Annotated in this window: 12 protein-coding genes and 1 tRNA gene; 4 read left to right on the plus strand and 9 right to left on the minus strand. The window is 50.1% G+C overall.

Annotated features, from left to right (window positions below):
- Nucleotides 1-18 precede the first annotated feature (18 nt).
- Together gap and HMPREF9412_RS20435 are read right to left on the minus strand one after the other, a co-directional pair.
- A complete protein-coding gene (gap, locus tag HMPREF9412_RS20430) occupies nt 19-1,023 on the minus strand; it encodes a type I glyceraldehyde-3-phosphate dehydrogenase (RefSeq protein WP_009593640.1) in 1,005 nt (334 codons plus the stop codon).
- A gap of 99 nt (nt 1,024-1,122) precedes the next feature.
- Complete coding sequence (locus HMPREF9412_RS20435; RefSeq protein ID WP_009593661.1) at nt 1,123-2,166, minus strand: sugar-binding transcriptional regulator; 1,044 nt, start codon at nt 2,164-2,166, stop codon at nt 1,123-1,125.
- A 258-nt stretch (nt 2,167-2,424) separates the two neighbouring features.
- On the opposite strand from HMPREF9412_RS20435, the gene HMPREF9412_RS20440 reads away from it, so the two are divergent.
- Nucleotides 2,425-2,499: transfer RNA gene (locus tag HMPREF9412_RS20440), tRNA-Arg, on the plus strand.
- 162 nt (nt 2,500-2,661) lie between these two features.
- On the plus strand, nt 2,662-3,258 hold the full coding sequence (gene clpP, locus HMPREF9412_RS20445; protein ID WP_009593635.1) for an ATP-dependent Clp endopeptidase proteolytic subunit ClpP: 597 nt from the start codon (nt 2,662-2,664) through the stop codon (nt 3,256-3,258).
- A 602-nt stretch (nt 3,259-3,860) separates the two neighbouring features.
- On the opposite strand, the gene HMPREF9412_RS20450 is transcribed toward clpP, so the two are convergent.
- The 7 genes from HMPREF9412_RS20450 to HMPREF9412_RS20480 form a co-directional block, all read right to left on the minus strand.
- Nucleotides 3,861-4,934, minus strand: coding sequence for a PdaC/SigV domain-containing protein (locus HMPREF9412_RS20450; RefSeq protein ID WP_009593665.1), 1,074 nt, complete (start codon nt 4,932-4,934; stop codon nt 3,861-3,863).
- Between the two features lie 139 nt (nt 4,935-5,073).
- Nucleotides 5,074-5,328: a hypothetical protein gene (locus HMPREF9412_RS20455; RefSeq protein ID WP_009593646.1), complete on the minus strand. Its 255-nt coding sequence runs from the start codon at nt 5,326-5,328 to the stop codon at nt 5,074-5,076.
- A 233-nt stretch (nt 5,329-5,561) separates the two neighbouring features.
- A complete protein-coding gene (locus HMPREF9412_RS20460) occupies nt 5,562-6,614 on the minus strand; it encodes an ABC transporter substrate-binding protein (RefSeq protein WP_009593633.1) in 1,053 nt (350 codons plus the stop codon).
- Between the two features lie 65 nt (nt 6,615-6,679).
- Nucleotides 6,680-7,441 (minus strand): ABC transporter permease, encoded by a 762-nt coding sequence (locus HMPREF9412_RS20465; protein ID WP_175320787.1) that lies wholly within the window; start codon nt 7,439-7,441, stop codon nt 6,680-6,682.
- Nucleotides 7,442-7,486: 45 nt separating this feature from the next.
- Nucleotides 7,487-8,335: an ABC transporter permease gene (locus tag HMPREF9412_RS20470; protein ID WP_009593648.1), complete on the minus strand. Its 849-nt coding sequence runs from the start codon at nt 8,333-8,335 to the stop codon at nt 7,487-7,489.
- Nucleotides 8,332-9,303 (minus strand): ABC transporter ATP-binding protein, encoded by a 972-nt coding sequence (locus HMPREF9412_RS20475; RefSeq protein ID WP_009593655.1) that lies wholly within the window; start codon nt 9,301-9,303, stop codon nt 8,332-8,334. Before HMPREF9412_RS20475 ends, HMPREF9412_RS20470 begins: the two co-directional genes overlap by 4 nt.
- Nucleotides 9,304-9,709: 406 nt before the next feature.
- Nucleotides 9,710-10,471, minus strand: coding sequence for an SIMPL domain-containing protein (locus HMPREF9412_RS20480; protein ID WP_009593657.1), 762 nt, complete (start codon nt 10,469-10,471; stop codon nt 9,710-9,712).
- Between the two features lie 311 nt (nt 10,472-10,782).
- Between HMPREF9412_RS20480 and HMPREF9412_RS20485 the strand changes: the two genes are divergently transcribed.
- Both HMPREF9412_RS20485 and HMPREF9412_RS20490 read left to right on the plus strand, forming a co-directional pair.
- Nucleotides 10,783-12,183: an amino acid ABC transporter substrate-binding protein/permease gene (locus HMPREF9412_RS20485; RefSeq protein ID WP_254664088.1), complete on the plus strand. Its 1,401-nt coding sequence runs from the start codon at nt 10,783-10,785 to the stop codon at nt 12,181-12,183.
- A complete protein-coding gene (locus HMPREF9412_RS20490) occupies nt 12,176-12,904 on the plus strand; it encodes an amino acid ABC transporter ATP-binding protein (protein WP_009593636.1) in 729 nt (242 codons plus the stop codon). Before HMPREF9412_RS20485 ends, HMPREF9412_RS20490 begins: the two co-directional genes overlap by 8 nt.
- Nucleotides 12,905-13,813: the final 909 nt, after the last annotated feature.

Genomic DNA, 13,813 nt, shown 5'->3' on the forward strand with positions numbered 1-13,813 from the left:
ATTGAATGGCTAGATCAATTACAGACCTTTGCTTGCGATGTAAGCAGCGAGGTCAACGACACGGTTGGAGTAGCCCCACTCGTTGTCATACCAAGAAACAACTTTCACCATGTTGTCGCCAACTACCATAGTGGAGAGCGAATCGATAGTGGAAGAAGCTGGATCGCCATTGTAGTCGCTGGATACAAGCGGCTCTTCGGAGTAGTTCAAGATGCCTTTCAGCGGGCCTTCAGCAGCTGCTTTCAGAGCTCCGTTTACATCTTCAAGGGTTACGTTTTGGGACAGCTCAACTACGAGGTCCGTTACGGAAACGTTCTTCGTAGGTACACGCATTGCCATACCGTTCAATTTGCCTTTCAATTGTGGCAGAACGAGGCTAACCGCTTTAGCAGCACCTGTTGTGGATGGAATGATGTTTTCAGCAGCTGCACGAGCACGACGCAGGTCTTTGTGCGGAAGATCAAGCACTTGCTGGTCATTCGTGTAGGAGTGAACCGTAGTCATCATGCCTTTAACGATACCGAACTTCTCGTCAAGAACTTTAGCAAAAGGAGCCAAGCAGTTTGTTGTACAAGAAGCGTTGGAGATTACAGTATGGTTAGCTGCATCGTATTTGTCTTCGTTAACGCCCATAACGATGGTGATATCTTCGTCAGTAGCTGGAGCGGAGATGATAACTTTCTTAGCGCCGCCTTTCAAGTGAGCGGAAGCTTTGTCTTTCGCTGTGAAAATACCAGTGGATTCTACAACGATTTCAACGCCGTACTCAGCCCAAGGCAATGCTTCAGGGTTACGCTCAGCGAATACTTTCACTTCGCGGCCGTTTACAACGAGTGCGCCTTCTTTAGCTTCAACAGTTGCATTCAGTCTGCCATGAGTCGTGTCATATTTCAAAAGGTGTGCCAGCGTTTTTACGTCCGTCAAATCGTTGATTGCTACGATTTCAACTTCGCTGTTGTTCAGCGCAGCGCGGAATACGTTACGTCCAATACGTCCAAAACCGTTAATACCTACTTTAACCATGAGTAGTTCCCTCCATATTTGTAAAATTTATATATTCAAGATTGGCCGTTAAGCCAATCAAGACAACAATAATGAAAAATCAGTTGTACGCCCGCGGACTCAGATGCCGGCGTCAATTTCCTTCTCGACTTCCAATGCCGCGGCTTCATCCGTAACGAGAATGTCCTCGTGCCCGAATTTCAGCACCGCGTGGATCGCTTTGCCCTTGCCTTGCCCTCCGGCAATGCCGATGATGGTCTCCGTCCGCATAATATCCTCAAGCCGGAGTCCAAGGGTAAGCATTTTGTGGACAACTTCGCCATCTTCGCTGAAATAATAGCCGAAGGATTCCGCGATCGCGCCATCTGCCTGCAAGTTCCGGATAGAGCCTTCATCCAGCTTGCGCCGTCTGGCCATCTCCATGGCATCTCCGATGCCGTGAATAATGACGCGGCTGCGCCTGATCACATCCACGATCTCCTGGATGTGCTGATCCTGAACCAACGATTGATAAGCATCCTCGCTGAGCAGATCCGGTACATGAAGCAATCGGTACTCAGCCCCAACGCGCTTAGCCATTTTGGAAGCAATGGTGTTCGCTTGAATCTCCATGCTCTCCCCGAGGCCGCCTCGGGCCGGCACAAACCAAGTGCTTGTCAACGGTTCTCCGCCAGGCAAAGAGGACATCTGCTCTGCCACTTCGGCGAGCGTGGAGCCGCCTGTAACAGCAATCGTATCTCCATCCTGGACAAAGTTAAGCAGCGTTCTTGCTCCGGCCCGGCCAAGCTCACGTTTGACTTCCGGAGATGACTCGCTGTCACCGGGAATAATGACCACTTTACGAAGCCCGTAAGCCTGACGAATCTTCTCTTCCAGTTCAACCAGTCCGAACAACTCATTCATGACCGGTTCCAACTCCTCCAGCAAGCATATCCCTGAGCCGCTGATCCGCATGCCGAGCGTTTCAATCTCGATCAGCCCTTGCGCTTTCAGAAGATCAGTCTCTGCTCTGAGAACACGCTCGGTCATCGATAGCGATGAAGCCAGTGTTCTTCGGCCAACAATTCCGGACAACTTGATCTGATGAAGGATGGTATACCTTCGTTTAAGAGTGTCCATCAGATCCGGCAGAAGTTGCTCTTGTATTTCTAATAGGTTACGCATGCATTCCACTCCTGCAAACTTCGTCTCGGCTCTCCTTACCTGGTCGTAAAATGTCCCAGTTAAACTTTTTAAGTCCCACCCTTATTCTAACCAATAATCATGCCGGTTGCAAGTGTCCGAAAGTATATTTCTCTACCCCAGGCATTCTTATACATTATGGCCAACTACCGGCTCGTCTATATAATAGGAACAAAGTTTTGTCCGCTATTGTATTTTTCAAATAGATGCGGTATAATCAACTTCGTTGCTGATTTTTGTGCGCCCGTGGTCCAATGGATATGACGTAGGCCTCCGGAGCCTGAGATCGAGGTTCGATTCCTCGCGGGCGCGCCATTATAACATTTATTCTCTATACTGATTACCCTAAAGTGCCCATAACGGCTCTTTTTTTTACTCAATAGTTTGACTTTCTTTGACTTTTTGATTTAAATTGTTTATCATGTGGGTAATACGGTAACAGTATTTATATGAGGTACTTAAGAGGAGGTTTTCCACGTGAGTTTTATACCTATGGTCGTTGAACAAAGCAACCGCGGTGAGCGGGCGTACGACATCTATTCCAGATTGCTGAAAGACCGCATTATCTTCCTCGGCTCCGACGTAAATGACGTGGTCGCCAATTCCATCATTGCCCAAATGCTGTTCTTGTCGGCTGAGGATCCCGAGAAGGATATTCATCTTTACATCAACAGCCCTGGCGGTTCCATTACCGCAGGTATGGCGATATTCGATACGATGCAGTTCATCAAACCGGACGTCTCGACGATCTGTGTCGGCATGGCTGCTTCCATGGGCGCATTCCTGCTCAACGCAGGCGCCAAAGGCAAACGCTACGGTCTGCCTAACAGCGAGATCATGATTCACCAGCCGCTCGGCGGCGCACAAGGTCAAGCCACGGATATTGAAATCCGTGCCCGCCGCATTCTGAAAATGCGCGACAAGCTGAACCGCATCCTGTCCGAACGCACCGGCCAACCGCTGGAGCGCATCGAGAAGGATACTGATCGCGACTACTTCATGACGGCTGACGAAGCCAAAGAGTATGGCCTGATCGATCAAGTACTGGAAAACACACCACCGCAAGGCTTATAAAAGAAATGAAGTAAAGGGCAGGCGCCGTTATCCGGTGCCTGTCCTTTCTTATTCTCTGAATCATTGAAAACTTCGAGTACTAAATAGTGAGAGTATCCCCTCCGGTCGCTGTTGAAATCGGGAAACTTGAATGAATGGACAGGGAGGTTTCCCGATGTCAAAGGCGAACGCGTTGCTCCTCCAAGGATATTCTCACTGGAGGGGACAACTTTTTCAATAAAACCTAAAGCGGTAAGACTCCCCTCCTAAAAGGCCTGCCTTAACTTGAGGGGAGGGAAAATAAAAGAGTACCACCCTCACTGCTTTCATGTAGGATTTCACCGAACGGCTTGCTTGCCACGGACTACGAACCATTCGTGTACAGGGAGCAGAAACAGTGTGCAAGATGTACAAGACAGGCATGTTGTCATCGAGGCAAGCCTCTCGATAACGCGAAAATCCCCTGACCGCAGGAAGCAGGAGTATACACTCCACGCTCACGTGATCAGGGGACTTTTCACAACTGGTTCCGGCACAGTGTTACATCAGGACAGCATCATGTATCTAGTGAAACTTATTAATTAATAAATGATTGCAAGTTACACAAATCGTTATCGTAACTCTTACTTCCACTCTTTCAGCTTCAGCTCAAACTCAGGAAATCCATAGGCATAGGCGGTGTACTCATAAAGCTGGAAGTACAGCACCGCCGCGTTATCCTTCACGTAGAAGTCGGCATCGGCAGGCACTCCCTCAAAACCGCCGAGGTAACCTCCCTCTTTCTTCATCTTGCTCAGCACAAGGTTGTTCAGCTTCTGCTTGTTCTTGCCCTGCATGTTGATGAAATCCCCCAGCTTCATTTGCTTGCCGTCCTTCAAGGAGAACGTGAAGCTTTTACGGAAGGTCATGCCATGGGCACCGCCGGTGTACGAATAATCATACGCCGTAATGCTCAGGATGTCGTTCTGGTTGTAATGGACCACGAAGTCACCGCTGAATTCGTAAGGGAAACTGGATTCCGACGGCGGGAATTCCTCGGCGTTTCCTTCCGCACCGGTGATTACGCCGGACGCATTTTCTTTCAACACTTTGTTGATTTCGGCTTGGACCTCTGCATTATCGAGTCCGCTGATTACAGGATAATTCACAACAGCGTCTACGCCCTGAATATTCTTCTTGAGCGCAACCGATTTAATGGTAATGTCATTCAGCTTCTTCTGTGTCATGCTCAGTGTTTTCAAGGAAGGATTCCACTGTCCCTGAATGCCCATGTATTCGCTGATCGTTTTGAACGGCAGATACAGACGTCCATTGATGATCTGTCCGCCAGGCTCGCCGGCATACGAACCGTTCACCAGAATGCCGATTTCGCTTGCAGCATACACGGCGGCGCTCAGCTTGTTATAGCCATTACCCAGTGTATACGTACGGTTTTTGGAATCATATTTAAGAGGCATCCCCAGACCATCCCGCAAAGCGGTCGCTGGCACATAAGTTACCCCATGCAGCACTAGACCTTTTTGTGACAAGGTTTTGCCGTTCCATTTCAGTACAACTTCATTCTTCGACGTTTTTTGGCTGGCGGAAACGGGTGCCTTAGCGGCGCTTGCATCGATGACCTGTCCGCTCAAACCAAGACTACCAAGCAGGACACTAGTTGCAATTAATGATGCACATACACGAAATTTAGGATTCATATCAGAATTCCACCTTTGTTAAATTAAGTTTCCGTTAGTTGTTAATCTATTACCCTTAATCATTATAAGGAAAGCTTTCAATGTATTGGTAACAAAGTGAATGACAATTTTGACTCCATGCCATAGGACCTATACATTCTCATGATTCTTTCCGGACGAACGCCGCTGCGCTAAGAAACACACCGAACAAGAGAGCACTTGAACCCGCAAGCAGCAATAGTTCACTGCCTTGGACAACGTAAGCAAGAAGAATCAAGCCGATGCCAACGAGTGCACTGTGAATGCTCGTCAGCAGCAGATGCAGCGCGCTTTTCCTGAAAAAATTCAGAAATAAAACAGCCGCGATTCCTGCAACAATCAAAGCAATAAACCCCATGCTCGTCAGATCACTCAAGCTGCCTCTTCCTTTCCGGGATACCCCATTTATAAAAAACGGGTCTAAACGGTATACACCCTCCTTATATATAACAACGAAAAGGATCCTGAAGTTGTGGTGGAATTCCTGAAAATCGGCCAATTCTTCCCACTTCGGGACTAATGTCTCATTCTGCTCTGCAAAAAAAAGAGCCCATCCCCTTAGGGGACAGGCTTCCTTTATTACAAAAATATGAAGAACCGAAGCTTATACTAACGACCGCTCTTCAGTTCGGTCCATAAACGATCATAGACGGAGAGCGAGTCACCGACATTATCAAGCCACTCGGTACGTCCCAGCTCCTCTTCCGTCAGGTTGATCATCGTATTGGCGCGGTATTCCTCGCTATGGAATTCCATCGCTTTGGTGTTCGGATTGCTGTATCCGATAAATTCATAGTTTTTGGCGCTGACTTCAGGCTCCATCATGAAGTTGATGAATTTCTCGGCCAGCTCCTTATTCTTCGCACCTTTAGGAATCGCGTAGTTGTCCGAGAATATGGTCGCTCCTTCTTCAGGCACCACGTACGCCACATCCGGATTCTCCGCCGCGATGAACGCCGCGTCTCCGGACCAAACCGTGGCAATCCAGCCTTCTTCCTGAATCATCTTCTGCTTGATATTGTCCGTATCAAACGCAAGGACATTCGGCAGCAGTGTCTTCAGCTCATCGGATGCAGCCGTGATTTCGGCCTCATCCGTGCTGCTGTTGGATTTCCCTTGCTTTTTCAGCGCCATGCCGATCATTTCCCGGTTGTCGTCCAGAAGCAGGACTTTGCCCTTGTATTCCGGATTCCAGAGGTCTTCCCAGCTGTTGATTTCGTCCTTCACATACTTCTTGTTATATGCAATTCCCGTTACGCCGGACGTGTAAACGATCGAATATTTATTGCCCGGGTCATAAGACGGATCTTTGAAAGTATCCGTAATATTGACGAAGTTCGGGATATTATTCATGTCAAGCGGCTCAAGCAGCTCCGATTCAATCATCGTTTTGACCATATAATCGGACGGCTGAATGAGGTCATAACCGCTGCCGCCAGCCTTGATCTTAGCCAGCAGGTCTTCATTGTTCGCGTAGTTGTCGTAGGTTACCTTCACGTCGAACTTCTCCTCAAAGTCCTTCAGCACCTCGGGATCGAAGTTATCCGCCCAGCTGTAAATATGAAGCGTCTCCTTATCCGAGCCGCAGCCGGCCAGCAGTCCTACAGACAATACCGCAACCATGCCTGCCGTCAGCAGGCGGGTCCATCTTGATTTTTTCAATTCAATATCTCCTCTCTTTCCACTTGCATGTTTTCATTTTATTTCGAAAAAAGCGTTTCTATCGCTTAGATCGGTAATGTTTTGTGTTTCTTCTGCCCATTGCCGCGGTTAAGAATATATTGGGCTAACAGGATCAGCGTGATGCTGACCAGTATGAGCAGCGTGCACAGCGCGTTGATCTCTGGCGAGATGCCGCGCTTCACCTGAGCGTATATATAGATCGGCAGCGTTGTTGAGCTTGGGCCGGCGACGAAAAAGCTGACCATAAAATCGTCCAGCGACAGCGTGAAAGCAATCAATGCGCCGGAGATAATGCCCGGTGCAATCTGCGGCAGCGTGACGTGCCGGAACGTTTGCCAAGGCGTGGCGCCCAAATCCTGGGCCGCCTCATCCAGCTGTTTGCCCATGCCCGACAATCTGGCCGTTACCACAACATACACATACGACAAGCTGAACGTGATATGTGCGATGATCACCGTTGTCTTGCCAAGCGGCATGTTCAGTTGACTGAACAGCACCAGCAGCGACAGCCCCATTATAATATCCGGAATAATGACCGGCAGATACAGCAGGCCATTCATGCCGCTGCGGCCTTTACGCCCTAAATTCCGAAGCGAGAGCGCCGCTGCGGTCCCGAGCAGGGTGGAAACGATCGTTGAAATGACGGCCACCGTCAAACTGTTCATCAGCGCTTCCATCACGTGCCGATTCTGAAATAACGACACATACCAATCCATCGTAAAGCCTTCCCAATTGCCGCTAAGCCGCGTATCGTTAAAGGAATAGATGATAATCATGACGATAGGTACATAGATGAAAGCCATCATAAGGAAAGAGTGAACCCCGAGCAGCGGGTGATTCTTCTTTTTCACTTATCTCCCCTCCCCTACGCGTTGATGGCGGGCTTGCATCGCCCGGTTAAAGAGCAGGATCAGCACCAGGGACGTAATCACAAAAATAACCGATAACGCCGCTCCAAAGGGCCAGTTGCGCGCACCCAGGAACTGCTGCTGAATGATATTGCTGATCATGGAGGACTTGGCTCCCCCTAATATATCCGTGACGACAAACATTCCGGAAGTCGATACATAGACCAGAACCGCCCCCGTCATGATGCCGGACTTGCTCTGAGGCAAGGTAATATGACGGAATGCCTTCCATCGGGAAGCGCCCAGATCGCTAGCCGCATCCAGCAGACGTTTGTCCATCTGCTCCAAGGCCACGTAAATCGGCAGCACCATGAACGGAATGAAGTTATACACCATCCCGAGCAGTACGGCGCCGTACGTATACAGCATCTGAATCGGCTCGTCGATCCATCCCGCCCACAGCAGCAGGCTGTTTACCACGCCTTGCGTCCGGAGCAGCAGAACCCACGCATAGGTTCGGATCAAAAAGTTGATCCAGAACGGAACCGTGATCAGAATCAATCCCCAGGTTTGGATACGCGGGGAAGCGTTGGCTATATAATAGGCCAAAGGATAGCTGACTAACAAGCAGATCACCGTAGTCAGCAGCGACAGTACCAAGGTATCCCAGTAGATGCCCAAATATAATGGATCAAAAAAAGTCTTGTATCCTTCCAGACTGAAGGAAAACACGACATTCCCGAGCGAATCCCGCGAGAGAAAGGAAATGCCGACCACGATCAGCATCGGAACGATCAGGAACAGGGATAACCACAGCAGCACCGGAGTCAACAGGAACCTTGATTTCCTCATGGTCCGATGATCACCTCATCCTTGGCGTTCCAGTTCACCCCAACCCGTTCGCCAACCTCCCACGGATGGTCATCCGAGATATCGAGGGCAATCGTGACCTTCATCGGCTCATCGTCCAATTGGACCAGCAGCTTATGAACGCTGCCGAGGTACTGCACATCCTCAATCACGCCGCTCTTCTTGGCACCCGATTCCCGCTGGGGAATGAGTTTCTCCGGCCGTACGGCAAAAAGCCCCTCAGGCGAGGAGAAGACGTTATTCTCCCCTACAAACGTGGCGGCAAACAGCGTTTGCGGTCTCGCATAGATCTCGCGCGGCGTGCCGATTTGCTCTACCCGTCCATGGTTCATGATGACGATCCGGTCGGACAGCATCATGGCTTCCTCTTGGTCGTGCGTTACATATACAAACGTTATCCCGAGCGTCCGCTGCAAATGCTTGAGCTCGGACTGCAGGTTCTTCCGCAGCTGCAAATCCAGCGCGCCGAGCGGTTCATCCAGCAGCAGCACCTTCGGCTTGTTGGCGATGGCGCGCGCAATGGCCACGCGCTGCTGCTGTCCGCCGGACAACTGGTGCGGGAAGCGTTCCCGCAAGGCGGTCAGCTGCGTCATCGCGACAGCCTCGTCCACGCGCTCCTTGATGAGCTGACGCGGCATTTTTTTCATTTTCAGTCCAAAAGCGATATTGTCTTCTACGGTCATATGCGGAAACAGAGCATAGTGTTGGAATACCAAATTCAAATCCCGCTTGTTCGCAGGCATATCCGTCACATTCTGACCCGCCAGCCATACCTGTCCTTCGGTCGGCTGCTCGAATCCTGCTATCATTCGGAGAATCGTCGTTTTGCCGCAGCCGCTGGGGCCCAGCAAAGTCAGGAATTCCCCTTCTTTAATGGAGAGCGACAGCGGATGCACGACCGCTTGTCCCTGAAAATGCTTCTCGATCTGGACAAGTTCAATCACATGCATCAACCCCTTCTTCAAAATGTGACCTGTTCGTTCCATGTGTACATCCTATTACCAGTATGCACAAAAACGTTCTCCACTAAGAAGAAACGGTCCTACTGCCTGTTGTGCTCAGGTTGGCAGAATCCGTTTCTTAAGGGTGGAGGCGGTTAGAAGTCTCTACTAAGAAAAAAAAGCCATATCCATGGGTATGGCTTTAAACGTTAGATCAAAGTTCAGTTTTTCGCATATTCACTATACCTCGTTTTCCCCCTATACACAACACTTTTCTGAGTATTTCGACAGGGGAAGGGCCGGATATGGCACCGGAAAATGGTATTTCATTTTTTAAATGACATGCGAAAAAACCGTTCACCCGATAAAGACCGGAATGAACGGTTTTTTCGCATGCTGCGTCGATTACAGCGGACTACTTCAGCTGGTATTGCACGTACAACTGTGTCGTGATTTTGATCTCGCCCGGCTTCACGGAGGTGTTTGCGCCCGCGTCCGCTGCCGTGGACTGAGCCTCCATTGCCATTTTTTGGAGTCCATAGATGGTATCTACGCCAACGGAACCTTCCACAATGTTCAGCACGATACCGAGCTGACGCTTGGACGCCTTTGCCATCGCTTGTGCCTTCAGGTCTGCATTCGCCATCGCCTTATCAATCACTTGAGCCTCGAACGCATCGCGGTTCTCAACCGAGAAACGGGCGTTGCCAATGGAATTGGCGCCGGCTTCGGATGCTGCATCGAGCAGATCCCCGACCTTGCTCAGATCGCGAAGCGTAACTTCCAGGGAATGATAGGCGGTGTAATTTTTCACTTTACGTCCATTCTCATCGGAGTACGTATAGTTAGGCTGTACGTAGAACTGCTCGGTTTTGATATCCTTGTCGTCGATCTTCCAGGTTTCCTTCAACAGCTTCGTAATCTTATCCATTTTCAGCGCATTGCTCTTCTGTGCGGATTTTGCGGTTTCCGCATATGATTCTGCCCCGATGGAAAGATAAACGATATCTGGCTTCACCGAGATCTCGCCTTTACCAAGTACGGTAAGAAGGTTTTGCTGTGCTGCCTCCGCCGCGTGCACCTCGGTTGCTCCGCTCAACCCGACCCAAGCCGTGCTGCCAGTCAGCAGTGCGCCTGCAATCATGATAGAACCTACTTGTTTGACCCATCTTTTCATCTTTGTCAGCCTCCTTCAATATTGGCATCGCTGCCATGCTTGCCTTACCCTTCTAACGTGAGGGCATTGGTAAATGTTGCATCCGAATCGGAGCGTTTTGATATTTTTCTTGTAATAATTTTTTTACGCCCAATTCATTGGTATTTCTAGGCATGATTGGCTATTTAGCCAAATAAGATACCGAATGAAGCCGGAAGCTGCTGTTTAACATGGAAGCCTTAATGGGTAACTAACTTACACGGTGTTAAGAACAGGAGGTCATTATGAAATCATTGCGTGTATTCTACGTGTTCATGTCACTGCTGCTCCTCATGGCCGTTGGCGTTCCCTATTGGACGGTAAGCGCGGCGGGAGAGCCAGCCTCCGGCAAAACCTATCAGATCGGAACGGACGTTACGTTTGCCCCGTTTGAATTCCAGGATGCGAGCGGCAAATTTGTCGGCATCGATATGGATCTCCTGGATGCGATCGCGAAAGACCAGAACTTCAAATACGAGATCAAGCCGCTCGGCTTCAATGCGGCGGTTCAGGCACTGGAAGCCAATCAGGTCGACGGCGTCATTGCCGGCATGAGTATCACGGATGAACGGAAGCAGAAATTCGATTTTTCCGACCCCTATTTTGATTCGGGCGTTGTCATGGCCATCCGCCAGGACCAGGAATCCATCAAATCCTATGAGGATTTAAAGGGGAAAAAGGTTGCCGTCAAAACCGGTACGGAGGGTTACAGCTTCGCGGAATCCATATCCTCCAAGTACGGCTTCACCATCGTGCCTTTTGACGATTCCGCTCAAATGTATGACGATGTCAAAACCGGCAATTCCGTTGCCTGCTTTGACGATTTTCCCGTCCTCGCTTATGGAGTGGAACAGAACAACGGACTGAAGATCGTTACGGAGATGGAACCCGGCGCCTCCTACGGATTCGCCGTTAGCAAGGGACGGAACCAGGAGCTTCTGGAGAAGTTCAACGCCGGCTTGGTGAATCTGAAGGCAAGTGGAGAGTACGATCGCATTAAGGAAAAATATATCGGGGAGAATGCCGTAAGCGCGGCGAAGCAAAGCCGCTGGGGACTGATCGTGGAGTCGCTGCCTTCCCTGCTGAAGGGCCTTGGCAATACGCTGCTGCTGACCATCGTGTCGCTGTTTTTTGCGTTTTTCTTAGGGCTGATCTTCGGTTTCATGAAAGTCGGCCGTAATCGATGGCTCCGGGGCATCGCTACCGTATTCGTAGACATCTTCCGCGGCATACCGCTGCTGGTGCTTGCCTTCTTCATCTACTTCGGCATTCCGCAGGCGTTCGGCTTTACGATGTCGCCGATCGTCGCAGCGGTCCTGACGCTGAGCTTGAATGCCGGCGCTTATGTCACGGAGATTATTCGCGGCGGCATTCAATCCATTGACCCCGGGCAGCTGGAGGCGGCCCGCTCACTCGGACTGCCATACCGCAAAGCCATGATGAAAATCATCATTCCGCAGGCGATCAAAGTGATGATTCCGACCTTTATTAACCAGCTGGTGATCACGCTGAAGGATACGTCTATCCTGTCGGTGATCGGTCTGGTCGAGCTGACCCAATCCGGAAAGATCATCATTGCGAGAACGTTCGCCTCGTTTGATATCTGGCTCGTGGTGGCCATCATGTATCTGGTCGTGATCACAATTCTGACGAAAATTTCGGACCGTCTGGAAAGGAAGGTGCGTCATGGATAAAATCCGCATAGAAGGACTGAAGAAGAGCTTTGGCACGAACGAGGTACTGAAGGGAATCGATATGCAAGTCCAGGAAGGCGAGGTTGTCTGCGTAATCGGGCCATCGGGCTCGGGCAAAAGCACCTTTCTGCGCTGCATCAACCGGCTGGAGGAAATTACGGCTGGCAGGGTCTTCGTCCATGATCAGGATATCAATGACCCTAAAACGAACATCAATAAGGCGCGCGAGAACATCGGCATGGTGTTCCAGCATTTTAATCTCTTTCCGCACTTCAACGTGCTGAAGAACATTACCTTCGCCCCGGTCGAGCTGGGCAAGCAAAACGCCGCCGAGGCACGTGCCACGGCGCTGAAGCTGCTAGACCGAGTAGGCCTCTCCGATAAGGCTGACGCTTTCCCTAGCCAGCTGTCAGGCGGCCAGAAGCAGCGCGTAGCGATCGCCCGGGCTTTGGCGATGAATCCCGACATCATGCTGTTCGACGAGCCGACCTCGGCGCTGGACCCGGAGATGGTCGGCGAGGTGCTCGGCGTCATGAAGGACCTGGCACGCGAGGGCATGACGATGATGATCGTCACGCATGAGATGGGTTTTGCCCGCGAGGTTGCGGACCGGGTCATCTTCATGGACGGCGGGTATATCGTAGAGGAAGGTCCGCCGGAAGAGGTGTTCGGCAGCCCGAAACATGAGCGGACGATCAGCTTTCTGGAGAAGGTGCTGTAACGGTGCAGCTGAACCAGCTTCACCGATCTGTTGCCGTGCGGCTGCATACACCGTGCCTACTACACCTGTGCCGCACGGTGAGTGGCCTCGGGGTGTGCTTGGATGGCTGTAGGCAGTTCAAAGAAGCAACCTATGGTCCGGCTGGACCGTTAGAGTGAACCCGCCTGTTATCATCACGGCTACGGCATTTGCATGTTATCGTGTGGCTATGGAATGACATCTGCATGTTATCGTACGACTATGGAATGACATCTGCTTGTTATCGTACACTATGGAATGGCGTATGCTTGTTATCGTACGACTATGGAATGGCGTATGCTTGTTATCGTACGACTACTATGGAATGACATCTGCTTGTTATCGTACACTATGGAATGACATCTGCATGTTATCATTTGGAGCCCACTCGATGGTTATACGATGGCTGCATCCTGCTTTAATGCAGCTAACGGACCGAGAGGACCTTATTCGAGGGAAAATAGGGACTTTTCGAAAATGACCGGACCGAGGATCCGTTATTCCTTCAAAAAGGCGGCATTTGCCTATACAAATTCTTGAATAACGGATCTAGTGTCCGCTATTTCCAAATATGGCCGTGATTTTGGCAAATAAGGTCTATGGTGTCCGATAAATTCCCGAGATTGCCAGGAAAAGCTATATTGCTCTCGTATCATCCCTGTAATGCCTTGAATCACTTGTTGCTTGAGTTGCTTGAGTTGGTTGACTTACTTGTAATGTCTGAATTACTTGTATTACTGGTTTGGCTTATATCGCTTGTTTCTTATATTGCGTATAATGCTTGTATTGCTTGTATTGCTTGTATCGCGTGTAATGCTTGTATTGCGTGTACTCCTTATATTGCTTGAGTCACTTTCATTGCTTGAATAGCTTGCCCTACCTGTTTTTTTG

The sequence above is a fragment of the Paenibacillus sp. HGF5 genome, from assembly GCF_000204455.1.
Classification (GTDB): Bacteria; Bacillota; Bacilli; order Paenibacillales; family Paenibacillaceae; genus Paenibacillus_AQ; species Paenibacillus_AQ lautus_A.